The 25,369-nt window shown below is 73.3% G+C and carries 19 protein-coding genes; 11 read left to right on the top strand and 8 right to left on the bottom strand.

Annotated features, from left to right (window positions below):
• Window positions 1-105 precede the first annotated feature (105 nt).
• Window positions 106-3,453 (top strand): BTAD domain-containing putative transcriptional regulator, encoded by a 3,348-nt coding sequence (locus ACIRBX_RS11600; protein ID WP_402295644.1) that lies wholly within the window; start codon window positions 106-108, stop codon window positions 3,451-3,453.
• Window positions 3,454-3,464: 11 nt separating this feature from the next.
• Here the strand turns inward: ACIRBX_RS11600 and ACIRBX_RS11595 are convergent, their stop codons facing one another.
• Together ACIRBX_RS11595 and ACIRBX_RS11590 are read right to left on the bottom strand one after the other, a co-directional pair.
• Window positions 3,465-4,268 (bottom strand): ABC transporter permease, encoded by an 804-nt coding sequence (locus ACIRBX_RS11595; RefSeq protein ID WP_402295642.1) that lies wholly within the window; start codon window positions 4,266-4,268, stop codon window positions 3,465-3,467.
• Window positions 4,265-5,254, bottom strand: a complete 990-nt coding sequence (locus ACIRBX_RS11590; protein WP_402295641.1) for an ATP-binding cassette domain-containing protein — start codon at window positions 5,252-5,254, stop codon at window positions 4,265-4,267. Before ACIRBX_RS11590 ends, ACIRBX_RS11595 begins: the two co-directional genes overlap by 4 nt.
• Window positions 5,255-5,471: 217 nt before the next feature.
• Between ACIRBX_RS11590 and ACIRBX_RS11585 the strand changes: the two genes are divergently transcribed.
• Window positions 5,472-5,900 carry a hypothetical protein gene (locus tag ACIRBX_RS11585; RefSeq protein ID WP_402295639.1) on the top strand — a complete coding sequence of 143 codons (429 nt, stop codon included), beginning with the start codon at window positions 5,472-5,474 and terminating at the stop codon, window positions 5,898-5,900.
• A gap of 74 nt (window positions 5,901-5,974) precedes the next feature.
• Here ACIRBX_RS11585 and panB read toward each other — a convergent pair whose 3' ends face one another.
• On the bottom strand, window positions 5,975-6,838 hold the full coding sequence (gene panB / locus ACIRBX_RS11580) for a 3-methyl-2-oxobutanoate hydroxymethyltransferase (RefSeq protein ID WP_402295637.1): 864 nt from the start codon (window positions 6,836-6,838) through the stop codon (window positions 5,975-5,977).
• Between the two features lie 238 nt (window positions 6,839-7,076).
• On the opposite strand from panB, the gene ACIRBX_RS11575 reads away from it, so the two are divergent.
• The 4 genes from ACIRBX_RS11575 to ACIRBX_RS11560 all read left to right on the top strand — a co-directional run bounded on the left by ACIRBX_RS11575 (window position 7,077) and on the right by ACIRBX_RS11560 (window position 11,817).
• A complete protein-coding gene (locus tag ACIRBX_RS11575; protein ID WP_402295636.1) occupies window positions 7,077-8,699 on the top strand; it encodes a DHA2 family efflux MFS transporter permease subunit in 1,623 nt (540 codons plus the stop codon).
• A 54-nt stretch (window positions 8,700-8,753) separates the two neighbouring features.
• The gene (locus ACIRBX_RS11570) at window positions 8,754-9,455 is read left to right on the top strand and encodes a TetR/AcrR family transcriptional regulator (protein WP_402295634.1); all 702 of its coding nucleotides are present in this window, start codon (window positions 8,754-8,756) and stop codon (window positions 9,453-9,455) included.
• Between the two features lie 149 nt (window positions 9,456-9,604).
• Window positions 9,605-10,609 carry an endonuclease/exonuclease/phosphatase family protein gene (locus tag ACIRBX_RS11565; RefSeq protein ID WP_402295633.1) on the top strand — a complete coding sequence of 335 codons (1,005 nt, stop codon included), beginning with the start codon at window positions 9,605-9,607 and terminating at the stop codon, window positions 10,607-10,609.
• Between the two features lie 317 nt (window positions 10,610-10,926).
• Window positions 10,927-11,817: an endonuclease/exonuclease/phosphatase family protein gene (locus ACIRBX_RS11560; RefSeq protein WP_402295631.1), complete on the top strand. Its 891-nt coding sequence runs from the start codon at window positions 10,927-10,929 to the stop codon at window positions 11,815-11,817.
• Window positions 11,818-12,030: 213 nt separating this feature from the next.
• Here the strand turns inward: ACIRBX_RS11560 and ACIRBX_RS11555 are convergent, their stop codons facing one another.
• Window positions 12,031-14,226 (bottom strand): hypothetical protein, encoded by a 2,196-nt coding sequence (locus tag ACIRBX_RS11555; protein ID WP_402295630.1) that lies wholly within the window; start codon window positions 14,224-14,226, stop codon window positions 12,031-12,033.
• A 197-nt stretch (window positions 14,227-14,423) separates the two neighbouring features.
• Window positions 14,424-16,166: an NAD+ synthase gene (locus ACIRBX_RS11550; protein ID WP_402295628.1), complete on the bottom strand. Its 1,743-nt coding sequence runs from the start codon at window positions 16,164-16,166 to the stop codon at window positions 14,424-14,426.
• A gap of 227 nt (window positions 16,167-16,393) precedes the next feature.
• Between ACIRBX_RS11550 and glnA the strand changes: the two genes are divergently transcribed.
• The 4 genes from glnA to ACIRBX_RS11530 all read left to right on the top strand — a co-directional run bounded on the left by glnA (window position 16,394) and on the right by ACIRBX_RS11530 (window position 20,279).
• Window positions 16,394-17,755: a type I glutamate--ammonia ligase gene (glnA, locus tag ACIRBX_RS11545; protein ID WP_402295626.1), complete on the top strand. Its 1,362-nt coding sequence runs from the start codon at window positions 16,394-16,396 to the stop codon at window positions 17,753-17,755.
• Between the two features lie 182 nt (window positions 17,756-17,937).
• Window positions 17,938-19,011, top strand: coding sequence for a hypothetical protein (locus tag ACIRBX_RS11540; RefSeq protein ID WP_402295624.1), 1,074 nt, complete (start codon window positions 17,938-17,940; stop codon window positions 19,009-19,011).
• Between the two features lie 100 nt (window positions 19,012-19,111).
• Window positions 19,112-19,771, top strand: a complete 660-nt coding sequence (locus tag ACIRBX_RS11535; RefSeq protein ID WP_402295623.1) for a Type 1 glutamine amidotransferase-like domain-containing protein — start codon at window positions 19,112-19,114, stop codon at window positions 19,769-19,771.
• Between the two features lie 46 nt (window positions 19,772-19,817).
• Complete coding sequence (locus ACIRBX_RS11530; protein ID WP_402295622.1) at window positions 19,818-20,279, top strand: hypothetical protein; 462 nt, start codon at window positions 19,818-19,820, stop codon at window positions 20,277-20,279.
• A gap of 7 nt (window positions 20,280-20,286) precedes the next feature.
• Here the strand turns inward: ACIRBX_RS11530 and ACIRBX_RS11525 are convergent, their stop codons facing one another.
• Together ACIRBX_RS11525 and ACIRBX_RS11520 are read right to left on the bottom strand one after the other, a co-directional pair.
• Complete coding sequence (locus ACIRBX_RS11525; RefSeq protein WP_402295621.1) at window positions 20,287-21,813, bottom strand: hypothetical protein; 1,527 nt, start codon at window positions 21,811-21,813, stop codon at window positions 20,287-20,289.
• Between the two features lie 90 nt (window positions 21,814-21,903).
• Window positions 21,904-22,746: a hypothetical protein gene (locus ACIRBX_RS11520; protein ID WP_402295619.1), complete on the bottom strand. Its 843-nt coding sequence runs from the start codon at window positions 22,744-22,746 to the stop codon at window positions 21,904-21,906.
• A gap of 240 nt (window positions 22,747-22,986) precedes the next feature.
• Between ACIRBX_RS11520 and ACIRBX_RS11515 the strand changes: the two genes are divergently transcribed.
• A complete protein-coding gene (locus tag ACIRBX_RS11515; RefSeq protein WP_402295617.1) occupies window positions 22,987-24,213 on the top strand; it encodes a hypothetical protein in 1,227 nt (408 codons plus the stop codon).
• A 7-nt stretch (window positions 24,214-24,220) separates the two neighbouring features.
• Here the strand turns inward: ACIRBX_RS11515 and ACIRBX_RS11510 are convergent, their stop codons facing one another.
• A complete protein-coding gene (locus ACIRBX_RS11510) occupies window positions 24,221-25,327 on the bottom strand; it encodes an acyltransferase family protein (protein WP_402295616.1) in 1,107 nt (368 codons plus the stop codon).
• Window positions 25,328-25,369 lie beyond the last annotated feature (42 nt).

Below are 25,369 nucleotides of genomic sequence, written 5' to 3'. Positions count from 1 at the left end.
GGGCCGGGCACCCACAAGGCGCGACAGGTGAACGCACCGCCACGGGCGACGGTTCCGAAGGATATTCGTACCTGAGCCCGGTCCCGCGTCCTTGAGAATGGTCCGGTGCACTACGGCATCCTCGGAACCACCACCGCCCACCGCGACGACGGCACCCCGGTACCGCTCGGCGGAGCCCGGCTGCGCGCGCTGCTCACCGCCCTGGTGCTGCGCCGGGGCCGCCCCGTCCCGGCCGACCTGCTGGTGGACGAGGTCTGGGGCGCCGATCCGCCGCAGGACTCGGCCGCCGCCCTGCAGACCCTGGTCGGGCGGCTGCGCCGCACCGTCGGCCGGGAGGAGATCGGCTCCGGGCCGGCCGGCTACTGGACCACCGCCGCCGCGGCCAGCGACCTGGCCGACTTCCACCGGCTGACCACCGAGGGCCGGGCGGCTGCCGCCACCGGGGACTTCGCGCGGGCAGCCAGGGTGCTGACCGCCGCGCTGGCGCTCTGGCGCGGCCCGGCGCTGGCCGACCTGCCGGACCGGGGCGGCACCGCCACCCGGCTGGAGGCCGAGCGGGACGAGGCCCGCCGGGACCGGATCGCCGCCGAGCTGGAGCTCGGCCGGGCGGCCGAGCTGACCGCCGAGCTGGCCGAGCTCTGCCAGGCCCGTCCGCTGGACGAGCCGCTGGCGGTGCTGCTGGTCCGTGCGCTGCGGGCCACCGGCCGCACCGCCGAGGCGCTCCAGCACTACGAGCTGATCCGCCGTGAGCTGGCCGAGCAGCTCGGCGCCGACCCGGGCGAGGCGCTGCGCACCCTGCACCGGGAGCTGCTGGACGGCGCGCCCGTCCCGCCGCCGGCCTCCCCGGCCTCCCGGGCCGTGCCGGTCGCCACCGAGGCGCCGCGCCGCGGCCAGGGGAACCTGCGCCGTCGGCTGACCAGCTTCGTCGGCCGGGGCGAGGACCTGGCCGCGCTCCAGCACGCCCTGACGGCCAGTCGGCTGACCACCCTGACCGGCCCCGGCGGCTCCGGCAAGACCCGGCTCTCGGTCGAGGCCGCGCTGGCCGAGCAGGCCGACGGCCGCTGGCCGGACGGCGTCTGGCTGGTCGAGCTGGCCCCGCTGGAGGACCCGGCGGCGGTGCCCGGCGCGGTGCTCTCCGCGCTCGGCCTGCGCGAGACGGTGCTGCACTCCGGCGGCGCGGTCGGCGAGGCGGCCCGCACCTACGACCCGGTCCGCCGGATCGTCGAGCACTGCGGCCAGCACCGGATGCTGCTGGTGCTGGACAACTGCGAGCACCTGGTGCAGGCCGCCGCCGAGCTGGCCGACCAGCTGCTCGCCGAGTGCCCGGAGCTGACCGTGCTGGCCACCAGCCGGGAGCCGCTCGGGGTGCCCGGCGAGGTGCTGCTGCCGGTCGAGCCGCTGCCCGGCCAGGTGGCGCTGCGGCTGCTGGCCGAGCGCGGCGCCGCCGCCCGCCCGGGCTTCGACCCGGCCGAGGACCCGGCCGCCTGCGCCGAGATCTGCCGTCGGCTGGACGGCCTGCCGCTGGCCATCGAGCTGGCCGCGGCCCGGCTGCGCGGCCTGACCCCGCGTCAGCTGGCGGACCGGCTGGACAGCCGCTTCGCGCTGCTCACGGCCGGCTCGCGGACCCTGCTGCCGCGTCAGCAGACCCTGCGCGCGGTGGTGGACTGGAGCTGGGACCTGCTGGGCAAGCGGGAGCGCGCGGTGCTGCGCCGGCTCTCGGTGTTCGCCGGCGGCTGCACCCTGGAGGGGGCCGAGCAGGTCTGCTCGGACGGGGCCGAGGTGCCCCGGGAGGAGGTCGCCGACCTGCTGCTCTCGCTGGTCGACAAGTCCCTGCTGGTGGCCGGCTTCGGCGAGCGGCCCCGGTACCGGATGCTGGAGACCATCCTGGAGTACGCGGGCGAGCGCCTGGCCGAGGCCGCCGAGCCCGAGGTGGCGATGCGTCACGTCCGGTACCACCGCGAGCTGGTGCGCCTCGCCGACCGGGACATCCACGGCCCCGAGCAGCTGGCGGTCCTCCACCTGCTGGAGCGCGAGCAGGACAACGTCCGGGCCGCGATCCGCCGGGCGGTGGACCGGGGCGAGGAGCAGGAGGCGCTGGTCCTGGTGCTCGGCATGGGCTGGTTCTGGCAGCTGCGGGACTACCGGGCCGAGGCCAGTGCCTGGTACGACGAGGTCTGCCGGCTCGGCCCCGACCCGTTCGCCGACGACGCCCCGGCGGCGGTGCCGCTGACCGAGGGGCCGCTGGAGCATCCGCTGCCGATGGCGCCGGAGATGGTCTGGGAGGCCCGCCGGCAGGTGAACCTCTACCGGCTGGTGGCCGCCTTCGCCGGCGGCGGCCTGGAGCAGGAGGACCAGGCCGTCCAGGTGGTCCGGGCCCAGCGGATCATGGACGTCTACGGCCCGGACCTGCCGCAGTCCTACCGCTTCCCCTCGCTGATGCGGGTCTTCGCGTCCTTCCTGACCGGCCGGATGGACACCATGAAGGACCTGCTGGACGAGGCGGTGGCGGGCGCCCGGGTGCACGGCACCGAGACCGACCTGGCCTTCCTGCTGCAGATCCGGGCCCGCACCCTGAACGACTGGGTGGGCGGACTGCCGCAGGCGGTGCGGGACGCCAACGAGGCGCTGGAGATCTTCACCCGGCTCGGCGACAGCTGGGGCCGCTCGGAGGCGCTGGCCGCCCAGGCCGAGGCGATGGGCAACGACGGGGACGCCGCCGGGGCGGCCCGGACGTACCGTCAGTCCATCGGGCTGGCCGAGGAGCTGGGCGCCTTCCACGAGGTGCCGATGCTCAAGGTGCGGCTCGGCGAGGCGCTGCTGCAGACCGAGCCGGAGGAGGGCGAGCGGCTGGTGCGCTCGGCGCTGGCGGAGGTGGAGCGGGCCGGCGGCCAGTCCGGCGACGGTGCCCAGCTGTTCGGGCGGCTGGTGCTCTGCGGCCTGCTCAGCCGGCGCGGGCAGCATGCCGAGGCGCTGGCCGAGCTGGACCACCTGACGGAGCACCAGCAGCTGCTCGGGCCGCTGGTGCCCGGGGTCTTCACCGGCCTGGTGCTCTGCATCCGGAGCTGGGTGGTGGCCCGGGCGGGCGACCCGGAGGGGGCGCTGGCGGTGCTCCAGCAGGGCCGGCACCGGATGCGGGACGTGCCCGGGATGGCCGGGGTGTTCGCCGACCACATGACGGTGATGCTGATCCCGTCGTTCGTCGGCACCCTGCTGGCGGTCGGCGAGCACCGGGGCGACCGCTCGCTGATCCGGTTCTCCGCGGTGCTGCTCGGTGCGCACGACGCCCTGCACGGCCCGCGCGGCACCTTCATCGAACGGGAGGAACGCGAGAAGGCCCACGCCACGGCGCGGGCCCTGCTCGGTCGGGAGGAGTACGACGCGGCCCTCGCGGAGGGCGGGGCGCTCGGCCTCCCGAGCACCAGTCAGCTGCTCGACCTGGTGCGGGACTTCTAGGGGGCGGACGCTCAGGTCCGCTTGCGGAAGCGGGCCACCGCCAGCGGGGCGGTGATCGCGGTGACGGCCACCGACCAGACCACGACCACCGTCACCGCGTGGGTGAGCGGGCCGCCGTTGATCAGGCTGCGGCAGGCGTCGGCCAGCGCCGAGAGCGGGTTGTACTCGGTGAAGGTCTGCAGCCAGCCGGGCATGGTGGTGGTCGGGGCGAAGATCGAGCTGCCGAACTGGAGCGGCATGATCACCAGCATCGAGACGCCCTGGACGGCCTGGGCGCTGCGCATCGCCATGCCCAGCAGCATCGAGATCCAGATGATCGAGGTGCCGAACAGCAGCGACAGGCCGACCGCGCCGAGCAGCGGCAGGAAGCCGGTGGTCAGCTTCAGCCCGAGGATCATCGCGAAGACGATCAGGATGGTGAACGAGACCAGCGCCCGCATCAGCTCGGCCGCGATCTTCGCCAGCAGCACCGAGGCCCGGCCGATCGGCAGGGTCCGGAAGCGGTCCATCACACCGGTCTGGAAGTCGCTGTTCAGACCGGTGCCGACCGCCATCGCCAGGTTCAGCCCGGTCGAGCCGAGCAGGCCGGGGATCATGTACTGGATGTACTCGTCCTGGCTGCCGGAGACCGCGCCGCCGAAGACGTAGACGAACAGCAGGGTGAAGATGATCGGCACGAACAGCGCGTCGATCATCGACTCCGGGTCGGCCTTGATCCGCATCAGGTTGCGCCGGGTCAGCGCGCCGACGTGGCGCAGCGCGGCGGCCGGGGAGGTACGGGCCGAGGCGGCCGGGGTCAGGGTGGCGGCGCTCATGCCACGGGCTCCTTGTCGCGGAGGGGCTGGGTGGGGACGGTGTCCTGCGGCTTGCCGGTGATGGTCAGGAAGACCTCGTCCAGGGTGGGCAGCTTGGTGTCGATGCCGGCGATCGCGAAGCCGCGCGCACCGAGCACGCCGACCACGGTGGTGAGCTGCTCGTCGTCGGTGAGCTGCACCGAGAGCAGGCCGGTGTCCTCGGAGAGGGTGACGTGGGCCAGACCGGCCTCGCGCAGGCAGCGGGCCATCTCGGGCAGCTCGGCCGGGTGCTGCGGGCGGACCTGGAGGGTGCGCCCGCCGACCTGGGCCTTGAGGTCGGCGACCGCGCCGTTGGCGATCACCCGGCCCCGGTCGATCACGGTCAGCTCGTGGGCCAGCTGCTCGGCCTCCTCCATGTACTGGGTGGTGAGCAGCACGGTGGAGCCCTCCCGGACCATCCGCTGCACCTCGTCCCAGACCTCGTTGCGGGTGCGCGGGTCCAGGCCGGTGGTGGGCTCGTCCAGGTAGAGCACCTTGGGGTGGCCGATCATCGAGGCGGCCAGGTCGAGGCGGCGGCGCATGCCGCCGGAGTAGGTCTTGGCCGGGCGCTTGGCGGCCTCGGTGAGCGAGAAGCGCTCCAGCAGCTCGGCGGCCCGGGCCTTGGCCTGCCTGCCCGTCAGGTCGAGCAGCCGGCCGATCAGGTAGAGGTTCTCGTAGCCGGAGAGCAGCTCGTCCACCGAGGCGTACTGGCCGGTGAGGCCGATGGTGCGGCGCAGCTCCTTCTGCTGGGTCAGCACGTCGTAGCCGCCGACCACGGCGGTGCCGGCGTCCGGCTTGATCAGGGTGGAGAGGATCCGGACCAGGGTGGTCTTGCCGGCCCCGTTCGGGCCGAGCACGCCGAGCACGGTGCCCTGGCGGACGGTCAGGTCGACGCCGTCCAGGGCCTTGGTCTCTCCGTAGTGCTTGACGATGCCGCGCACCTCGACGGCGTTCTCGATTCGGGTCATGGCAGCAGCCTCCCCGGCCCGGCTGTCACGCCGCTGTCAGCCCGCTGTCGCCGACGCCGGGCCGCTGTCACCGGGCCGACCCGACGTCGTCCGGTCCCCGGAAGATCGTGGTCCGTTAAAACTGACGAAGTCTCAGATTCACGTGTACAGTGAAATATCACATTGCAGCAGCGCGCGGCGTGGGGCCGTGCGCGCTGTATCCGAGGGAGGGACTCTCATGTTCCGCAAGATGCTCGTCGCCGCCGGCGCCGTCGGCCTGGTTCTCGCCGCCACCCCGGCGCAGGCCGCCACCACCACGACGACCTGCAGCAACTACGGTCTCCAGTCGGGCCTCTACACCAAGGTCTGCGCTGAGATCACCGACGGCCAGGTCGAGCTCTACGGCCAGATCTCGCTCGCCGGTCCGCCGAGCCCGGGCTACCCGATCCCGACCCACAACCTGCTCACCACCCTGAGCGGCAACGTCGTCGGCGGCGCCTCGCTGGGCACCACCCAGCAGAACGTCACCTTCCGGGCCACCACCACCCAGGTCCGCGGCGTCTCCGGCACCGTCGCGTGCGGCTCCACCGTGCACGCCACCTTCGCGGTCGCCGAGTTCGGCTGGTACAACACCCCGGTCAGCCTCGACGTTCCGGTCAACTGCTGACCACCCGTCAGTGACCTGAACGACTGAGGAGCGGCGCCTGGGCCCGGGCGCCGCTCCTCTCGTGTCCCGTCCGCCTACTTGAAGGTGTGCTCCGCCGCCGGGAAGGTGCCCGCGCCGACCTCGGCCGCGAACTCCTTGGCGGCCTCGCCCAGCACGGACCGCAGGTTCGCGTACTGCTTGACGAACTTGGGCACCCGGCCGGCCGTCATGCCGGCCATGTCGGTCCACACCAGCACCTGGGCGTCGGTGCCCGCCCCCGCGCCGATGCCGACGGTCGGGATCGCCAGCTGCTCGGTGACCTGCGCCGCCAGCTCGGCCGGCACCGCCTCCAGCACCACGGCGAAGGCGCCCGCCTGCTGCACCGCCTTGGCGTCCCGGAGCAGCTGGTGCGCCGCCTCGTCGCCGCGCCCCTGCACGGGGTAGCCGCCGAGCGCGTGCACCGACTGCGGGGTCAGCCCGATGTGGGCCATCACCGGGATGCCGGCCTCGACCAGCAGCTCGATCGAGCGGGCACTGCGCTCGCCGCCCTCCAGCTTGACCGCGCCGACGCCCGCCTCCTTCATCAGCCGGGCCGCGTTGTGCATCGCCTGGCCGGGCGACTCCTGGTACGAGCCGAACGGCATGTCGCCGACCACCAGCGCGCGCTTGGAGCCGCGCACCACGGCGGCCGACAGCATGACCATCTGATCCATCGTCACCGGCACGGTGTTCTCGTAGCCCAGGTGGCAGTTGCCGGCCGAGTCGCCGACCAGCAGCACCGGGATGCCGGCCTCGTCGAAGACGCCGGCGGTGAGGGCGTCGTAGGCCGTCAGCATCGCCCAGCGCTCGCCGCGCTGCTTGGCGGCGGCGATGTCCCGGACGGTGATGCGGCGGTTGGTGATCCCGCCGTAGAGGGTCTGCGCGGACCCCTGGGCAGGCTGAAGCGGAGAAGCGTTCATCGAACAGGCTCCTGTGGGTTGTCGTCTCGTGGCGCCGTGCGGCGTCCCCGGATCTGCTCCCATGCTTGCACGCCCGCCCCGGCTCGCAAAGAGCGGGCGCACGGGCTTCCGCACAGCGGTTCTTTGCCGAGGTTTTGCGATACGGACCCGTCTCGTATCGAAACTGCCGCTAGGCTCATTTACGAGACGCCACGGTCTCGTTATGAAGCCGCACGCAGAACCTCCATGGGGGAGAAGCATGACCACCGCCGCGCCGTCCCGGATCCCGGAGGCCGTCCACCGCCGCCGCTGGGCGATCCTGGGCACCCTGGTGCTCGCCCTGCTCGTCGTCGTCCTCGACAACTCGATCCTCAACGTGGCGATGAAGACCATCGCCTCGCCCGCGCCCACCGGCCTCGGGGCCAGCCAGAGCGACCTCGAATGGTCCATCAACTCCTACACCCTGGTCTTCGCCGGGCTGCTCTTCACGGCCGGCCTGCTCGGCGACCGGTTCGGCCGCAAGTGGTCGCTGCTCGGCGGCATGGTGGTCTTCGGCCTCGGCTCGCTGCTCTCCGCGCTGGCCGCCTCGCCCGGTGAACTCATCGGCTACCGCGCGGTGATGGGCCTCGGCGGCGCCTTCGTGATGCCCGCCACGCTGGCCATCATCATGAACGTCTTCGAGCGGCACGAGCAGCCCAAGGCGATCGGCATCTGGGCCGGCGCGGTCGGCCTGGCCATCGCGATCGGCCCGATCACCGGCGGTCTGCTGATCGAGCACTTCTGGTGGGGCTCGGTCTTCCTGGTCAACGTGCCGATCGTGATCGTCGCCCTGGTCGCGATGGCCCTGCTGGTGCCGAACTCCAAGGACCCGAACCCGGGCAAGCTGGACCCGGTCGGCGTGGTGCTCTCGATCATCGGCCTGGTCGCGCTGATCTACGGCATCATCAAGGGCGGCGAGCTGGCCGACTTCACCGCGCCCGGCGCCTGGGTGCCGACCCTCGGCGGCGTGGCCGTGCTGGCCGCCTTCGTGCTCTGGGAGCGCCGCACCAGCCACCCGGCGATGGACGTCCGGTGGTTCCGCAACAAGGTCTTCAGCGCCTCCGTCGCCGTCATCGGCCTGGTCTTCTTCGCGCTGATGGGCGTCTCCTTCTTCGGCGTCTTCTACATCCAGAGCGTGCGCGGCTACAGCGCCCTGGAGGCCGGGGTGCTGATGCTCCCGCTGGCCGTCGCCCAGCTGCTCTTCGCCCCCCGGGCCCGGCTGGTGGTGGACCGCTTCGGCGTCCGGGCCACCTGCGCCGGCGGGATGGCGCTGATCGTGGTCGCCTTCCTCGGCTACCTGCTGCTCGGCCGGGACACCTCGATCTGGCTGCTGGTGGTGCTCGGCTTCCTGATGGGCGCCGGCATGGCACACGTGATGCCGCCGGTCACCGTCGCCATCATGAGCTCGCTTCCGCGCGAGAAGGCCGGGGCCGGCTCGGCGCTGAACAACACCTTCCGCCAGGTCGGCGGCTCGCTCGGGGTCGCGGTGCTCGGCGCGGTGCTCTCCACCGTCTACCGGGACGGCGTCTCCGACACCCTGGCCCAACTCCCGGCCCCGCTGCGGGACAGGGCCGGCGAGTCGCTGGAGGCCACCCTCGCGGTGGCCCAGCACGCGGGTGCCCCGGCGCTGGTCGCCCCGGCCGAGGACGCCTTCATCAACGCCATGCACGTGGTCGCCGGACTGTCGGCCGGCGTCACCCTGGTGGGCGTGCTGCTCGCCTGGTTCCTGCTGCCCGGCAAGGCCCCGGCCGACGCCGCCGCAGGTCCGCAGGGTGCGGCCGGGGCCCCGGGGCGGGAGCCCGGCGCCGGGGCCGACCCCGAGCTCGCCCCGGCGAAGGGCTGAGGCTCCGTCATGGCGGTGGACCGGCGCTCCAGCCCCGCCGGGCAGAATGGGGCCATGCAGACCGAGACCACCGATGCCGCCGGCCCCGCCGGGACGCCCTGTGCGCCCCGGCGGGGCCGGCCGCGCAGCGAGGCGGCCGAGCAGGCGATCGTCGAGGCGGTGGAGCGGCTGATGGAGGGCGGGGCCGGCCTGATCGAGCTCTCCATCGAGCGGATCGCCGCCGAGGCCGGGGTGGGCAAGGCCACCATCTACCGCCGCTGGCCGAACAAGGAGGCCCTGCTGGTCGACGTGTTCGCCCGGCTGGAGTCCCCCGACCCGGTGCCGCCCACCGGCGGCGACGTCCGCGACGAGCTGATCGCGATGATCGAGTACATGCGCCTGCGCGGCCTGGCCAAGCGCTCCCGCTGGGTGCTCCGGTCGGCACTGGGCCAGCTGGAGAGCTGGCCCGAGCTGCGGGCCCTCTACAAGGACCGGATCGTTCGGCCGCGCCGCGAGCTGGCCCGGCAGATCATCCAGCGCGGGGTGGACCAGGGCGTGCTGCGCTCCGACCTCGAACCCGAGCTGCTGGCCGAGATCCTGATGGGTCCGATCCTGGTCCGCACGCTGCTCTGGGAGGAGTCCCCGCTGGACGACGAGCTGCTGGCCGAGCGGATGGTGGACGCGGTGCTCCAGGGCGTCGCGGCCCGTCCGGCGTCGGCGTCGGCGGCCTCGGCGGTGCCGTCGGCGGTGCCGCCGTCCGGTGGCGAATCTCACTGACCGGGGCGCGCCGGAACCCGCCGCTGCCGGGAGCACGTCCATGCCGTCATAGGCTGAGCGGAGAATCCGACAAAACCGTCTGACCAGGTGTCAGCCGGTACGGGGTGGGTTCGAGGTCGACGACGGCGTGACGGTGTGGAGGACGGTTCATGGTGCGGGCGGACGAGGCAGTGGCTCCGGCGGACGGCGGGGCCACCCCGGTCCGGCGGCCTCGCCGTTCGTGGCGGTCCGGGCTCTGGCGGCGCGGCTGGATCATCGCCGCACTGGCCGTGCTCACCGCCCTGCTGATGGTCTTCCACTCCACCGTGCCGAACGGCTGGGGCAATCTCGGCAGCCTGCTGGAGACCTTCTTGCCCTGGGTCGGCCTGGCCGTCCCGCTGCTGCTCGCGCTCGCCGTGCTGCGCCGCTCGGCCACCGCGCTGATCGCGGTGCTGCTGCCGGCGGTGGTCTGGCTCAACCTGTTCGGCGGCCTGCTCACCGACAAGAGCACCGGGAAGGGCGACTTCACCGTGCTCAGCCACAACGTCGCCGCCGCCAACACCGACCCGGCCGGCACCGTGAAGCTGCTGAACGGCTCCGGCGCCGACATCGTCGCCCTGGAGGAGCTGGCTGCGGACGCCGTCCGCACCTACAGCAAGGGTCTGGCCGCCGCGTACCCGTACCACGTGGTGGAGGGCACCGTCGGCCTCTGGTCGAAGTACCCGATCGCGGACACCGAGGTGGTGGACATCAAGATCGGCTGGACCAGGGCCTTCCGCTCCACCGTGACCACCCCGCAGGGCCCGCTCGCGGTCTACGTCGCGCACCTGCCGTCGGTCCGGCTGAAGTCCGACAGCGGCTTCACCGCCGGGCGGCGGGACGTCAGCGCGCAGGCGCTCGGCGACGCGATCGAGGCGGAGCCGGTGAAGAAGGTGCTGCTGCTCGGCGACCTCAACGGCACCGTCAACGACCGCTCGCTGGCCCCGATCACCGCCCAGATGCGCTCCGCCCAGGGCGCCGCCGGGGACGGCTTCGGCTTCAGCTGGCCGGCCGGCTTCCCGATGGCCCGGATCGACCAGATCCTCAGCAAGGGCGGGCTCACCCCGACCGACTCCTGGGTGCTGCCGGCCGACGGCAGCGACCACCGGGCGATCGCGGCGGCGTACCGGTACTGATCGTACGGAACCCTTCCGACCGGTTGGGGCGTCCATCCCTGCACAACACTGACATAACGTCACAAGGGGGATGAATGACTCAGCTGGAGACGGTAGCGCCGGTGCGGACCGGGCGGGGCGAGGAGCCGCCGTCATCGCCCACGAGGGGCGCGGGGCGTACGGGGGCCGGCGGTGCGGGCGGCCCCGGGCAGCCGGGTCGGTCCGGTCGGCCCGGTCGGTCCGGTCGGTCCGGGAGGTTCGGGGGCATCGCCTGGATCACGGCGTTCACCCGGCGGGAGGGCGGCTGGCGGCGCGGGCGGATCACCGCCGCGGCGGCGGTGCCGACCGCCCTGCTGATGGCGGGGCACGGGCTGATACCCGACACGGGGCACCTGGGCGGCTTCGTCGAGACCTTCCTGCCCTGGAGCGGCCTGCTGGTGCTCGCCCTGCTGCTGGTCGGGCTGCTGCGCCGTTCGGCCGTCGCGCTGGTGGCGGCGGTGCTGCCCGGGGTGGTCTGGCTGGCCTGCTACGGCGGGGTGCTGGTGGACGGCAGCACCGGCAAGGGCGATCTGACGGTGCTGAGCCACAACGTGGCGGCGGCCAACCTCGACCACGCCGGGACGCTGGCGATGCTGAAGGACTCGGGCGCCGACCTGATCGCCCTCCAGGAGATGGAGCCGGACGCGCTGGGCACCTACCGGCGGGGTCTGGCCGCCGCCTACCCGTACTTCCTGGGCGGCTCCACCACGGACGGCCTCTGGTCCAAGTACCCGATCGAGCACGGCGGTTGGGTCGAGCGGGACGGCATCGAGCACGTCGGCACGGCGGCCCGCGCGGTGGTGGAGACCCCGAAGGGCCGGGTGGCCGTCTACTACGGCCACCTGGACTCCGTCCGGGTCACCCCGCGCACCGGCTTCGGATCGGACGCCCGGAACGCCAGCATCGAGGCGCTGGGCGCCGCCCTGCGCACCGAGCGGGAGGAGCGGGTGCTGCTGATGGGCGACCTGAACGGCAGCCTGACGGACCGTGCCTTCGACCCGATCACCTCGCAGATGACCTCCGCCCAGGAGGAGGCCGGTCAGGGCTTCGGCTTCACCTTCCCCGCGGCCTTCCCGGTGGTGCGAATCGACCACGTGCTCAGCAAGGGCAGCATCACCCCGACCGACTCCCGGGTGCTGGCCAGGAGCGGCAGCGACCACCGTGCGGTGCTGGCCTCGTTCCGGCTCTGACGGGTGGTGCCCGGTGGGTCGTCGCCCGGCGGGCCGGTGCGCCTGACCGGTGCTGCTGACGGGCCGTCCGGAACGCGCCGGAGCCGGGGTGCCCTCGGCGGGCGCCCCGGCTCCGGCGGAGTCGGTGGCGAGGAGAGCGGACGGACTAGAGCTCTTTACAGGAGGAAGGAGAAGGAAGCCCGTCCATGGCCTCGCCACCGCACACGCTAGCAGTCAGGCCGGGACCAGATCACGCAGGTTTTCCGGGGTGATCACGGTGGAGTCCGGGTGCAGCCCCTCCGGCCGGGCCAGGCCGACGAAGGTGACCGGCCCGGCCGGGACGGTGCCGCCGTCCCAGCGGGTGACGGTCTCCGCCGCCATCAGGGCGGTCAGGTGGCGCACCGTCAGGTGGCGCCGCTCCACCACCGCGCGCACCAGGGTGGAGACCGAGATCCGGTTGCCCTCCACCTGGTTGGCCCGCGGGGCGCCCTTGAGGTACAGGTGCAGCCACTTGGCCCACCAGGTGCCGGTTTCGTCGCGCAGGAAGACCAGCGGCAGGGCGACCCGGCCCGGGCCGCGCAGCTCGGACTTCATCCGCACCGTCCGGGCCTCGAACGGCCGGCCCTGCTGCTCGGCCTCGCGCAGCATGTAGCCGAAGAACGACTCCCGGACCTGCTCGAAGCCCTCGCCGTCGTAGACGTTCACCTGCGGAACGACGTAACTGCCGCGCACCGCGCCGAGCCGCAGGTCGATGAACTCCGAGGCGCCGTCCGGTGCGCTGGTGACGTCACCCGAGTGCACCCCCTCGACGGTCTTCAGCGCGGTGTAGGAGAGCCAGCCCAGGGTGTCGTACCGCTCGTCCAGCAGCAGCGCCGACAGGTCGAAGTCGGTGGTGCTCCGGGCCTGCTGCCAGTACACGAAGAAGCGCAGCAGCTCGCCCTCGACCGGCGAGTACGACCCCCGGGGCAGCGTGCCGACCCCGCCCGAGACGCCCTTCCCGCCGAGCGGCACCGCCACGTCCAGCACGGCCGGGTCGACCAGCAGGTGGGCGGGGGAGGGGAGCCGGCGGCGGGTCTCCTCGTCCAGTAGGGCCGCCAGGCTCTCGCGGGCCGTCGCGGCCAGCCCGGGGCGGTGGTCGTCGGTGACCCAGGCGCGGGCTGTGCGGTTGACGAACACCCGCTTGCGGTACGGCCGTTGCGTGCGGTTCAGCAGGTGCTCGCGGAGCGAGAGCAGCACCCGGCCGGAGACCTGCGGCGCGGCCTGCCCGGCCGCCGCCAGCACCGCCTGCCGCTGCTCGCCGTCGGTGCAGGCGGTGAGCAGGCGGTCCAGTGCGCGGAACAGCCGGCCGGGGGCCGCCTCGGCCAGCAGCCGGGCCGCAGCCGGGGCGTCACCCCCGTGCACCAGCTCCTCGACCCGGGCGGTCAGGGACGGCGCCCTCAGCTCGCCGCGCGCCACGGCGAACACCTCGGCGGCGTGCGGCCACTGCGGGTACTCGTGCGGGTGCAGCCGCTCGCCGAGCCGCTTGAACTGCTCGCGGTGCGCGTGCACGTCCGCCAGCTTGGCGGGCGAGGCCGCCACCACGGCGTCCAGCCCGGCCAGCAGGGCGCGGCGCTCCGGGCGGCGCGGCGAGCGCAGCCGGACCGGCTCGGTGAGGTCCGGGCTGCCGCCCGCGAGCACCCGGGCGAGGCGGAGCACATCGGTCACGGTGTCCAGCAGGAGCGGCGAACCGGCTTGCAGGCGGGCGTGGTTGACCACCGCCCGGCTCTCCCGGACCGGGATCGCGGCGGGCTGCGGGCCGTCCTGGTGGAGCGGGGCGAGCACGGCGAGGTCGGCCAGGTGCTCGGCGCTCAGCGGGGTGGTGCTGCCGGCCAGGGCCAGGTAGAGCGCGGCGGTCTCCTCGGCGAGCGGCCCGCCGAGGTGCAGCACCGTCACCCGGTCGCTCGCGGCGGCGATCAACTCCGGCTGCCGGGCCAGGAGTTCCTCGTGGCTGTGCCGGTAGCGGCCGTACTCCGGGAGGTCCAGCAGATTGACCGGATGGGTGGCGAGGCGACGGAGCAGCCGCTCCCGGTATCCGCTCTCCAGGAGGGCCATGCCGATGCAGTAGGCCCAGAACTCGGCGGTGTCGGGCACGTTGTCCGGGAAGTCGACGAAGTAGCTGTTGTGCCGGACGTGGTCGCCGACCAGCTCCCGGACGGCGGCCAGCGTCCGGGCGCCGACGGTGACCACCGTCTGCTCGGGCCGGCCCGCCAGGTGCGCGAACAGGTCGGCCGACAGCTTGAACCCGATGGACAGCAGCGCCGCGTCCAACTGCCGGGTGGCGGTCGCCCCTTGGCCGTCGGGGCCGGCGAGGCCGTCGGGGCCGGCGAGGCCGGTGACGGCGGGGACCCGGTGGGTGTGGCGCAGGACCAGGGCTTCGAGCTGCTCGGACATCCGTGCATGCTCGCAGAGCCCCGGCCGCTCCCGCACCCCGGTTTCCCCCGGTCCGCCTCGCCCGCCGGTCAGGCCGACTCCGGGGGCGGACGCTCAGGCCCGTCGCTCGGCCTCGGTGCTCCGGTCCGTCGCTCAGGCCCGGCGCTCAGCCCCGGTGCTCAGGCCCGTCGCTCGGCCCCGGTGCTCCGGTCCGGCGCTCAGCCCCGGCGCCAGAGGTTGGTGACGGGCAGTCGGCGGTCGCGGCCGAAGCCCTTCGGGGAGACCTTCGGGCCCGGCGGGTACTGCCGGCGCTTGTACTCGGCGGTGTCCACCAGCCGCACGATCCGGTCCACCGCCGCCGGGTCGAAGCCCTCCGCGACGATCGCGTCCCGGCCCTGGTCGCCCTCCACGTAGCGGGAGAGCACGGCGTCCAGCAGCTCGTAGTCCGGGAGCGAGTCGGTGTCCACCTGGTCCGGGCGGAGCTCGGCGGAGGGCGGCTTGCTGATGCTGCGCTCGGGGATCGGCGGCTGCTCGCCGCGCGCCTCGGCGTCCGCGTTGCGCCAGCGGGCCAGCCGGAAGACCAGGGTCTTGTAGACGTCCTTGATCGGGCCGTAGGCGCCGACCGAGTCGCCGTAGAGGGTTGAGTAGCCGACCGCCAGCTCGCTCTTGTTGCCCGGGGCCAGCACCAGGTGGCCCTCCTGGTTGGAGATCGCCATCAGCAGGGTGCCGCGCAGCCGGGACTGCAGGTTCTCCTCGGCCAGCCCGGTCAGCTCGGTGGCGGCGGTGTAGGCGTCGAACATCGGGGCGATCGGGACGGTGCGCAGGTGCAGCCCGGTGCGGCGGGCCAGCTCGGCCGCGTCGTCCCGGGAGTGCTGCGAGGAGTACCGGCTCGGCATCGAGACCCCGTACACGTCCTGTGCCCCGAGCGCGTCCACCGCGACGGCCGCCACCAGTGCCGAGTCGATCCCGCCGGAGAGCCCGATCAGCACCGAGCGGAAGCCGTTCTTGCGGACGTACGCCCGGGTGCCCTCCACCAGGGCCCGGTACACCTCGGCCTCGTCGTCGAGGCGGGGCGCGGGCTCCTGACGCTCCGTCCGGCCCCGGTAGTCGGGGGCACCGCCCAGCTCGGTGCGGACCAGCCGCAGGCCGTCGCTCAGCCGCGGCTCCCCGGCGGGCTGCTTGGCCGCCGGCAGCTCCAGGTCGACCAGCAGCAGGTGCTCCTCGAACTGCGGTGCGCGGGCGACCACTTCACCCTGCCGGTCGACCACCAGGGAATCCCCGTCGAAGACCAGCTCGTCCTGCCCGCCGACCATGTTCACGTACGCCAGCGCGCAGCCGGCCTCCTTCGCGCGCCGCTGCACCAGTGCCAGCCGGGTGTCGTCCTTCTCCCGCTCGTACGGCGACCCGTTCAGCACCAGCAGCAGCCCCGCCGCCGCCTCCCGGGCGGCCGTCACCCGGCCGCCGTCCTGCCAGATGTCCTCGCAGATCGCCAGCGCCACGTCCACCCCGCGCAGCCGCAGCACCGGCAGCTGGTCGCCCGGCACGAAGTACCGGTGCTCGTCGAAGACCCCGTAGTTGGGCAGGTGGTGCTTGGCGAAGCGGCCCTTCACCTCGCCCCGGTGCAGCACCGCCGCGCAGTTCTGCGGCGCCCCGGCCGGCCGCCCGCGCCAGCCCTCCTCCGACCGCCCCAGGTACCCCACCACCACCGGCAGCTCCCCGAGTCCCTCCTCCACCAGCCGGACGGCCAGCCCGGCCAGCGCCTCCCGGGACGCGTTCACGAACGACCCGCGCAGCGCCAGGTCCTCCACCGGGTACCCCGTCACCACCATCTCCGGGAACGCCACCAGCTCGGCCCCCGCCCCGGCGGCCCGCACGGCCCAGCGCACCACCTCCTCGCAGTTGCGCGCGATGTCCCCGACCCGGGGGTCGGTCTGGCAGAGGGCAAGTCGCAGATTCGGCATGCGGCCCACCTTATCGTCTAACTGACGCTATCTGTCCAGGGTGAAGCTTCGACTGCGGCTTCCACGTGCACATGGACACTCGGATCCGGCGGCCCCGGCCGGTGCCGTCGTGCCCGGGGTGGACTCCGGACGGAGATCCGACATGATGGGGGCATTCGTTGCCGGGCCGCTACGAGCGGACTGCCGGGCGTAACACGGACGTAAAGAGCAGAGGTGAGACTGTCCCCATGGGCAAGCAGCAGGAGTTCGTGCTTCGTACGCTCGAAGAGCGTGACATCCGTTTCGTCCGGCTGTGGTTCACCGACGTGCTCGGGTTCCTCAAGTCGGTCGCCGTCGCGCCGGCCGAGCTGGAGCAGGCGTTCGAGGAGGGGATCGGCTTCGACGGCTCCGCGATCGAGGGCTTCGCCCGGGTCTACGAGTCCGACATGATCGCCAAGCCGGACCCGACCACCTTCCAGATCCTGCCGTGGCGCTCGGAGACCCCGGGCACCGCCCGGATGTTCTGCGACATCATGATGCCGGACGGCTCGCCCTCGTACGCCGACCCGCGCTTCGTGCTCAAGCGCACCCTGGAGAAGGCGTCCAACCTCGGGTTCACCTTCTACACCCATCCCGAGATCGAGTTCTTCCTGCTCAAGGACCTCCCCGGTGACGGCACCCCGCCCGTGCCGGCGGACCAGTCCGGCTACTTCGACCACACCCCGCGCGGCGTCGGCCACGACTTCCGCCGGCAGGCCATCACCATGCTGGAGTCGATGGGCATCTCGGTGGAGTTCTCCCACCACGAGGGCGCCCCCGGCCAGCAGGAGATCGACCTCCGCTACGCCGACGCGCTCTCCACCGCCGACAACATCATGACGTTCCGTCTGGTGATGAAGGAGGTCGCGCTGGAGCAGGGCGTGCACGCCAGCTTCATGCCGAAGCCCTTCTCCCAGCACCCCGGCTCCGGCATGCACACCCACCTCTCGCTCTTCGAGGGCGACCGCAACGCCTTCCACGAGTCCGGTGCCGAGTACCAACTCTCCAAGGTGGGCCGCTCGTTCATCGCCGGCCTGCTGAAGCACGCCGCCGAGACGGCCGCCGTCACCAACCAGTGGGTCAACTCCTACAAGCGGATCTGGGGCGGCTCGCAGCGTACGGCGGGTGCGGGTGGCGAGGCGCCGTCGTACATCTGCTGGGGGCACAACAACCGCTCCGCGCTCATCCGGGTCCCGATGTACAAGCCCGGCAAGCAGGGCTCCACCCGGATCGAGGTCCGCTCGCTGGACACCGGCTGCAACCCGTACCTGGCGTACGCGGTCACCCTGGCGGCCGGGCTCAAGGGCATCGAGGAGGGCTACGAGCTCCCGCCGGGCGCCGACGACGACGTGTGGGCGCTGACCGACGCGGAGCGGCGGGCGCTCGGGATCCAGCCGATGCCGCAGAACCTCGGCGAGGCGATCGACCTGATGCAGCGCAGCGAGCTCGTCGCCGAGACGCTGGGCGAGCACGTCTTCGACTTCTTCCTGCGCAACAAGCGCCAGGAGTGGGAGGAGTACCGCTCCGAGGTCACCCCCTTCGAGCTCCGCAAGAACCTCCAGGTGCTCTGACCGCCCGTCAGGCCCGCTGCACGGCCCGGTCCCCGTCGGTGGGGCCGGGCCGTGGTGCGTCGGGGGGATCGGCCCTTGCCGGGCGGGTCGATCCACGGCATGGTGATCATGGTGTGCCGCGCGGGGTGCCATCGGCGCCCGGTGCGCGGCCGGTCTTCGATCACGTACGGGGGAGAGCTCGGATGAGGAAGTACCTGAGGACGGCGGCGGCGTTGGCGGGGGCGTTGGCCTCGGTCGTGGTGGCCGCTCCGGCCGCGCAGGCCGAGACGGGGGCGGGCGCGCCCAACTCCGGCTGCACCAACGCGGTCTCCGTCCAGCGCACGGCCGGGCGGGTGTACGCCTACGGCTCGGTGAGCTGCACCGGGGTGCACGGCAGCCTGGCGCCCGAGGTCAACCTGTCGGGCAACGGCGGGTCGGTCAACGCGCAGGGGCAGTGCGGGAACACCTCGTACTGCCGGACGCCGCTGGTCACTCTGCTGGAGGCGCCGGGGGCCGGGTACGGTGCGGCCAACGGTGGATCGGTCGACGGGCAGTGGACGCCGTCGTCGAGCTTCGCGCGTGCCTCGCTCACCGGGCAGGCCGTGCCCTGGGAGGCGGGCGACTACCCCGTGGCCGGCAACTGGGACTACGGCCCGGACGGGGTCGGGGTCTGGCGCTCCGGCACCGGCCAGTTCCTGCTGAGGGCGGACGGGGGCGGCCTGATGCCGGTCTCCTGGGGGCAGTGGGGAGACGTCCCGGTCTCCGGGAACTGGGACGGTTCGGGGCCGGACAACGTCGGCGTGTGGCGGCCCTCCGCCGGGGAGTTCCAGCTCCGTGGCGACACCGGCGGCAACATCCGCATCCCCTGGGGGCAGTGGGGAGACGTCCCGGTCTCCGGGAACTGGGACTACGGCCCGGACAACGTCGGGGTCTACCGCCCGAGCGCGGGCGAGTTCCACCTCCGGCTGGACGACGGCACCCTCCACAGGATCGCCTGGGGCGACATCGGCGACATCCCGGTCTCCGGGAACTGGGACGGTTCGGGGCCGGACAACGTCGGCGTCTGGCGGCCGGACACCGGGCAGTTCCTGCTCCGGGGCGACGGCGGCAACCTGATCACGCTGCCCTGGGGGCAGCGGGGTGACGTCCCGGTGTCCGGGAACTGGGACGGCGGCGCCGCCGAGAACGTGGGGATCTGGCGCCCGTCCACGGCCGAGTTCCACCTCCGGATGGACAACGGCAGCCTGCGCACCATCAGTTGGGGCAACCCTCGCTGACCGGTGCGGATCGCGGAGGGCCCGGCCCCGAGGGGTCGGGCCCTCCGGAGCGGGCACCGGGTGGCCCGACCCGGTCGAACTGCCCTCCTAGGGTGGGGGGATGAAGCTTCTGCTGACGGACTCCGGAGTCCGGAACGAGAGCATCCGGGCGGCGCTGGTCGAGTTGCTGGGCAAGCCGGTCGAGGAGGCCACGGCGCTGTGCGTGCCGACCGGGGGGTACGGCGGGCCGTACGGGGATCCGGAGGGGCCGTGGCGGTTCGTCAGCGGGCGGGCGGAGGCTCCGATGGTGGGGCTGGGGTGGAAGTCGGTCGGGGTGCTGGAGCTCACCGCGCTGCCGGGGATCGAGGGGGAGCGGTGGGTGTCGTGGGTGCGGGCGGCGGACGCGCTGCTGGTGAACGGCGGGGACGCGCTCTACCTGGCGCACTGGATGCGGGAGTCGGGGCTGGCGGAGCTGCTGCCCTCGTTGGACGACACGGTCTACCTGGGGCTCAGTGCCGGGAGCATGGCGGTGACGCCGCGTGTGGGTGAGGAGTTCGTCGACTGGCGGCCGTCGTCCGGGGGTGACGAGGGCTTGGGGATCGTCGGCTTCTCGGTCTTCCCGCACTGGACGGAAGGCCCGGAGGGCGAGGCCGGGGCGGAGCGGTGGGCCGCCGGGATCGGGGGGCCGGCGTACGCGATCGACGCGGAGACCGCGATCAAGGTGGTCGACGGCGTGGTCGAGGTGGTGTCGGAGGGCCGGTGGAGGCTGTTCGGTGGCTGATGCGGTGGGTGATGCGGCGGCTGGGGAGTCGAGGGAGGGTCAGGGGATGGAGCTGCGGGACGGGCTGCTGCCACCGGTGATCGCGGCGGACCGGGTGGCGGAGCTGGTCCGGGAGATCGAGCGGATCGAGGAGTTGGCGGAGGGCCGGGCCGGGGAGGCCGAGGCGGCGGTCGCGGCGTTCAACGCGCGGACGGGGCACGAGGACCGGGTGTCCGACTTCCTGGTGTGCGGTGGGTCGCGGAGTACCGAGGAGTTTGCCCGGGAGGCGGCCGGGCCGGGGGAGCAGCAGCTGCGGGGGCTGGGGCTGAGCCGGGCCGAGGCGGTGGAGTTGGTGCGGCGGGTGATGGCCGGGGAGGACGGGGCGGAGCACTACCTGAGGGTGCTGACGGCGAACGTCCGGCATCCCGGGCTTGCCGGTCTGATCTTCCACCCACCGCCGGAGCTCTCCGAGGCCGGCGCCGAGGAGATCGCCGGCGCCGCGCTCGGCTACCGGCCGATCGCGCTCTGAGGGGCCGTCAGCGCAGCAGTCGTCGGCCGAGCCCGTACAGGCCGGTGACGAGCTTGAACAGGCCGGCGCCGATCAGGAAGAGGATCAGCAGGACGAGCCCCAGGCAGAACGGGATGAGGACCAGTTGGCCGATCACCGGCCAGGCGGCCAGGGTGCCGTCGGTGGGGGAGAGCAGGTGGTAGAGGGTCCAGCCGAGTGGCCAGAGCGCGAAGATGGTCAACCCCAAGCGGAGTTCGGTGTCGAGTGAGGTGGGGGCGGGGTCGACCCGGACGGTCCGGGGCTGCGGTGCGGGGGCGTCGGCGGCGGCGGGGATCGGCAGCCGGACGGTGCCCCAGTAGCTGCCGTGGCGGTCGGGGACGATCAGGGCGGAGTGGTACGCGCGGGGGGAGCCGGTGCCGGTCCGCAGTTCGGGGTGGATCGCGAGCCAGGCCAGGCCCGCCGGTGGGGTGGTGGTGCCCTTGAAGAGGAGCTGTCCGGAGGAGCCGGGCAGGTCGAGCCGGAGGCACTCCTCGGTCGTGGTGGGCGCCCCGTCGACGTCGCGGTCGATCTCCTCCTCCGGCAGGTCGCGGGTGACCGTCTCGCGGGTGATCCCGATCCGGTGCCACTGAGGGCCGGCCGCGTACAGGTCCTCGAACGGCCCGTCTCCCCAATCGGAGGCCGCGAAGTGGCAGCAGGTGGCGGCGATCGCGGTGCCGAGCAGCACGATGCCGATCCAGACCAGGACGGCGGTCCGCTCGATCGGGGCGGGCTCGGTGGCGCGTTCGAGGGCCGGGGCCGCCAGGGGGGCCTGGCCGGGGGCGGTGAGCAGGCGGACCCGCCGGTCGACCTCGACCCCGTCGAGGGAGCGGCTCTGGTCCGCCTCGAACGGCTCCCCGGGCGTGCCCTCGACCGGCGCGAACCGGTAGTCCTGGTACGGCTGGTAGGCGGGCAGGCGGTCGCCGTTCTGCATCGGCGGGAGCAGGACGTACTCGCCCCACTGCGCCCCGGCGGCCACCAACTCGGCCTGCCGGGACGAGACTTCCGGGTGGGCGCCGCTGAACGGGAGGAACAGCGCGGGCACCACGGCCACCCCGAGCAGGGATATCGCCAGGTATCCGGGGATCCGCCGCCGGAGGGCGGCCCGCATCGGCTCCCGGGCGGCCGTCAGGTCGGCGAGGGTGGGCGGCGCCGGGGCGGTGGCGGTCTCGGGGGGCAGGTCGGTCTTCGGCGCCAGGTAGCCGGCCGTCAGCCAGAGCAGCAGGCAGAACAGGCCCAGGCAGTACAGGGTGACCGGGAGCAGTCTGATGCCGGGGCGCCAGGGCTCCAGCAGGATCACCAACAGGTAGGCCAGGAAGGCGAGATGGGTGGCCGCGCCGGTCGCTGCGGTCCAGCGGGTCGGGCGGCGCAGCTCCGTCCGGGGCAGGTACGGGGGCGCCGCCTCGGCTGAGCCGCCGGGGCCGGGATCGGGAGCGGCGGCTCCGGTGTGGGGCGCCGTCTTCGGTGCGGTGCTGTCGGGCGCCGCGTCTGCGGGTGTGCCGTGCTGATCAGCCGTCATGACCCTGCTCCCCCGTGCCGGTCGGTCCGTCTCCGGCGAAGGTAGGGACCGGAGGTGAACGTACGGTGGCCAACTCGTCCGCGCGGGGCCTCAGTTGTCGCGGATCCGGCGCACCGCCCCGACCACGGCGGTGATCAGCAGGGCGACGACCATGGCGACCAGGGCGGCGGCCCAGGGGAGGTAGACGAGCTGGCCCAGCCGGGTGCCGACGGACAGCGGCGCGCTGCCCGGGCGGAGCAGGTGGTAGGCGCTCCAGGCGGCGGGCCAGGCACCGAGGTAGGCGGGTGCCAGCAGGCGGAGTTCGCGGTTGACCGGGCCGGTGCGGATCCGGTGCTGGCGGATCCGGCTGCCCACGGCGGTGGCCGTTGCGAGGGTGAGGGCCACCGCCAGCCAGACCCGGCCGGCCGCCTGGTCGAGCGGGGCGAAGAGCGAACTGAGCGCACCGATCGCCAGCCCGGCGGTGAGGCCGTGCCGGACGGCGCGCAGCCAGGAGGGCGGGCTGGGGAGGGCGGTGTGCGGTACCGGCGGGGCGAACCAACTCGCGGTGATCCAGGCGGCGGTGGTGAGTGCGGCGGCGGCCAGGAGGGCGATCGGGAGCGGCCGGGGGCTGGGCTGCCAGGGCGTCAGGGTGACGGCGAGCAGGTGGCCGAGGGTGGTCAGGGCGGCGAGCAGCCCGGTGATCCCGGTCCAGACGGTCGGGAGCCGGTGGGTCGAGTCGGCGGCCGAGTCGGCGTCCGGGGCGGCGCCCGGGTCGGTGGGCTCGGTCTCCCGGGGCGGTCCGGCGGGTGGTTCGTCGGTCGGCGGGGCGTCGGTCGGCGGGGCGTCCGCCGGAGGCGCGTCGGTCGGTGCGCGGTGCGGAGGCGTGTCGGTCGGCGCGGCGTCCGCGGGGGTGCCCGGCACGGCCTGCCGGGGTGGTTCCTGATGGCCCGTCATGGTCCCCCGATCCCCGTCCTGATCAGTCCGTTCGGGTGAGGCTACGGGTCGGCGGGGCGTTCCGGATAGCCCGGCCGGGTGAGGATCTGACGACCGGTCAGTGCGGGGGCGTGACCATGCCCCCTGATGGCGGTACGTGACGAGAATGTTGCGCAGAGTTGTGTTCCGATGGGTGGCGTCAACCCCAGATCCTCGGCGGGGGTGCGCCTCGCGCCCGGCCGCCTGAACCGAGAGGTACCCATGCCCTCCACCGTCAGCCGTGCCACCGGGAAGCGCCGCACCGCGCGCCGACTCGCCATCGCCAGTGCGGCCCTGGTCGCCGTCGCCGGCCAGATGATGACCCTCCCGTCCGCCGATGCGCGCGGCTCGGGTGACGGACGCCGCTCGCCGGGGCACGGCGAGGTGGTCGAGCAGAACGTCCTGCCGATGAAGACCCGCTTCGACGGCACCTTCCACGGCTCGATCACCCGGATCAGCAACTCGCTGATGACCTGCGACGAGACCAAGCCGCCGCTCGACCCGAACCAGCCGCCGTGCGAGCAGGCCCGGGTGGGCGACGGCTCGCGGCCGATCAACAACAACTACCAGATGAAGTACATCAACATCGATCCCGGTTCGATCGGCCCGGAGGGCGACGAGATCTACTCCGCCAGCTCCGCCGACCTCGGTCTGGTCGAGGGCTCCAAGGTCAAGTACGCCCGCCTGTACTGGGGCGGCACCCGGGGCATCGACGACGTGGTGCTGCCGCAGAGCCAGATCGACGAGATCTACCTCAAGCTGCCGGGCGACACCCAGTACACCAACATCGAGAACGACCAGCCGAGCATCGGCTACATCACCACCGCGGCGGAGAGCAGCTACCAGGCCTCGGCCGACATCACCGAGCTGGTGAAGAAGCACGGCAACGGCACCTACACCGCCGCCAACATGGACTCCGTGGTGAAGCCGCACAGCTGGGGCGGCTGGACGATCGTGGTGGCCTACGAGAACGACTGCAAGCCGCTGCGCCACATCCACCTCTGGGACGGCTTCGTCCCCGAGCTGCCGAACAGCCCGGAGATCAGCCTCAAGCTGGACGGCCTGGTCACCCCGACCGAGGGCCCGATCCAGGCCAAGCTCGGTTACGTGGTCTACGACGGCGACCTCAAGTGGACGGGCGACACCTTCTACGCCAAGTCCACCAACGGTCCGAAGACCGAGTTCACCGACCAGAACCACTTCTCCAAGGACGCGTTCAACTCCACCATCGAGGAGCTGACCCCGGCCGACCAGTTCGTCCGGGTGCCGTACAACCGGAACAACTTCGGCTACGACTCCAACCGTTGGGACATCTCCTCGATCCTGCGCAACGGTGACACCGACATCACCGCCACCGTGGACACCGACGAGGACGGCTACAACCTGGGCGTCTTCTACGCCTACGTGAACATGGACGGCTCGCAGGAGGCCCTGGCCGACAAGGGCTGATCCCGCCCTAGGCCCGCTGCCGCGCCCCCGCCGACTCCCGGCGGGGGCGCGGCAGTCGTGCGTCCCGGTGCGGGCCACCGCGCAGCAGCCGCTCCACCGGCCGCTCCACGTACCGGAAGAGGGCCGCCGCCACCGCCAGCGAGCCCCCCGCCAGCAGCAGCCAGGCGCCGAGCAGCGCCCACCAGCCACCGGTGGGCCGCCCGTACGCCGCCAGCCAGCAGCGGAAGGCGATCTCGTGCACCAGGTACCAGGCGAACGACCACTCCCCGAGCCGGACCGTCACCCGCTGCCCGAACGCCGCCCGGCCCCGCAGGTCGGCCTGGGCCGCCGCGACGATCAGCGCCGCGAAGAACGGCGCCGCGAGCAACTGCGAGGCGCCCCAGGGGCTGTACCAGAGCGAGTCCGGCACGGCCAGGTGCCAGGGCACCAGGGCGGCGTGGAAGCCGAGCACCGCCAGCCCGGCCGGGAGCACCGGCACCCGGGGCACCCGGCCCCGGCGGACCGCCAGGCCGAGCACCACGCCGAGCAGGAACTGCGGGGTGCGGGTCAGCGGCAGGTAGTCCAGCAGCCAGCCGCGCAGCGCCGGATCGGCCACCGCGGCGCCGGCCAGCCAGAGCAGCGGGCCGGTCAGCACGCAGGCCACCGCGACCGCCCGCAGCCGACGCGCCGTCAGCGGTGCGAGCAGCGGCAGCAGCAGGGGGAACAGCAGGTAGAACCACGCCTCGTCGCCCAGCGACCAGCTCGCCGGATTCCCGCCCTTGGCGGCGGCCGGCAGCCAGGCGTGCAGCAGCGGGACGGACCAGAGCGCGGCGGTCAGCGGCAGCGCCGCGCCGATCGCGGCGTAGGCGGCCAGCGAGAGCAGGGTGGTCAGCGCGTGCAGCGGCCAGATCCGGGCCAGCCGCCGGCGCAGGAAGACCGCGGCCCACACGGGGGAGCCGGCGTACGTCCAGGCCAGCACGTAGCCGGAGAGCACGAAGAAGAAGGTCACCCCGCTGCGCCCGTACCAGACCAGCGGGCTGAGCAGCGGCAGCTCGCCCAGCTGGCGGGAGAGGTGGTAGAGCACCACCAGCAGGGCGGCCCAGAACCGCAGGCCGGTGAGGGAGGGCAGGCGCATGAACGGCCCAACGCGGCGGGCGGTGCGGAGGTTGCTCCCGGC

This window comes from Kitasatospora sp. NPDC096147 (assembly GCF_044763225.1).
Taxonomy (GTDB): domain Bacteria; phylum Actinomycetota; class Actinomycetes; order Streptomycetales; family Streptomycetaceae; genus Kitasatospora.
Note: the sequence above shows the minus strand (reverse complement) of the source record. Positions and strands in the feature narration are given on the sequence as shown.

Excerpts from the sequence above, each read along its gene's own strand:
- ACIRBX_RS11595 (WP_402295642.1), bottom strand. The coding sequence starts at position 4,268 with ATGAGCGCCGCCACCCTGACCCCGGCCGCCTCGGCCCGTACCTCCCCG.
- ACIRBX_RS11590 (WP_402295641.1), bottom strand. The coding sequence starts at position 5,254 with ATGACCCGAATCGAGAACGCCGTCGAGGTGCGCGGCATCGTCAAGCAC.
- ACIRBX_RS11585 (WP_402295639.1), top strand. The coding sequence starts at position 5,472 with ATGTTCCGCAAGATGCTCGTCGCCGCCGGCGCCGTCGGCCTGGTTCTC.
- panB (WP_402295637.1), bottom strand. The coding sequence starts at position 6,838 with ATGAACGCTTCTCCGCTTCAGCCTGCCCAGGGGTCCGCGCAGACCCTC.
- ACIRBX_RS11575 (WP_402295636.1), top strand. The coding sequence starts at position 7,077 with ATGACCACCGCCGCGCCGTCCCGGATCCCGGAGGCCGTCCACCGCCGC.
- ACIRBX_RS11570 (WP_402295634.1), top strand. The coding sequence starts at position 8,754 with ATGCAGACCGAGACCACCGATGCCGCCGGCCCCGCCGGGACGCCCTGT.
- ACIRBX_RS11565 (WP_402295633.1), top strand. The coding sequence starts at position 9,605 with ATGGTGCGGGCGGACGAGGCAGTGGCTCCGGCGGACGGCGGGGCCACC.
- ACIRBX_RS11555 (WP_402295630.1), bottom strand. The coding sequence starts at position 14,226 with ATGTCCGAGCAGCTCGAAGCCCTGGTCCTGCGCCACACCCACCGGGTC.
- ACIRBX_RS11550 (WP_402295628.1), bottom strand. The coding sequence starts at position 16,166 with ATGCCGAATCTGCGACTTGCCCTCTGCCAGACCGACCCCCGGGTCGGG.
- glnA (WP_402295626.1), top strand. The coding sequence starts at position 16,394 with ATGGGCAAGCAGCAGGAGTTCGTGCTTCGTACGCTCGAAGAGCGTGAC.
- ACIRBX_RS11540 (WP_402295624.1), top strand. The coding sequence starts at position 17,938 with ATGAGGAAGTACCTGAGGACGGCGGCGGCGTTGGCGGGGGCGTTGGCC.
- ACIRBX_RS11535 (WP_402295623.1), top strand. The coding sequence starts at position 19,112 with ATGAAGCTTCTGCTGACGGACTCCGGAGTCCGGAACGAGAGCATCCGG.
- ACIRBX_RS11530 (WP_402295622.1), top strand. The coding sequence starts at position 19,818 with ATGGAGCTGCGGGACGGGCTGCTGCCACCGGTGATCGCGGCGGACCGG.
- ACIRBX_RS11525 (WP_402295621.1), bottom strand. The coding sequence starts at position 21,813 with ATGACGGCTGATCAGCACGGCACACCCGCAGACGCGGCGCCCGACAGC.
- ACIRBX_RS11520 (WP_402295619.1), bottom strand. The coding sequence starts at position 22,746 with ATGACGGGCCATCAGGAACCACCCCGGCAGGCCGTGCCGGGCACCCCC.
- ACIRBX_RS11515 (WP_402295617.1), top strand. The coding sequence starts at position 22,987 with ATGCCCTCCACCGTCAGCCGTGCCACCGGGAAGCGCCGCACCGCGCGC.
- ACIRBX_RS11510 (WP_402295616.1), bottom strand. The coding sequence starts at position 25,327 with ATGCGCCTGCCCTCCCTCACCGGCCTGCGGTTCTGGGCCGCCCTGCTG.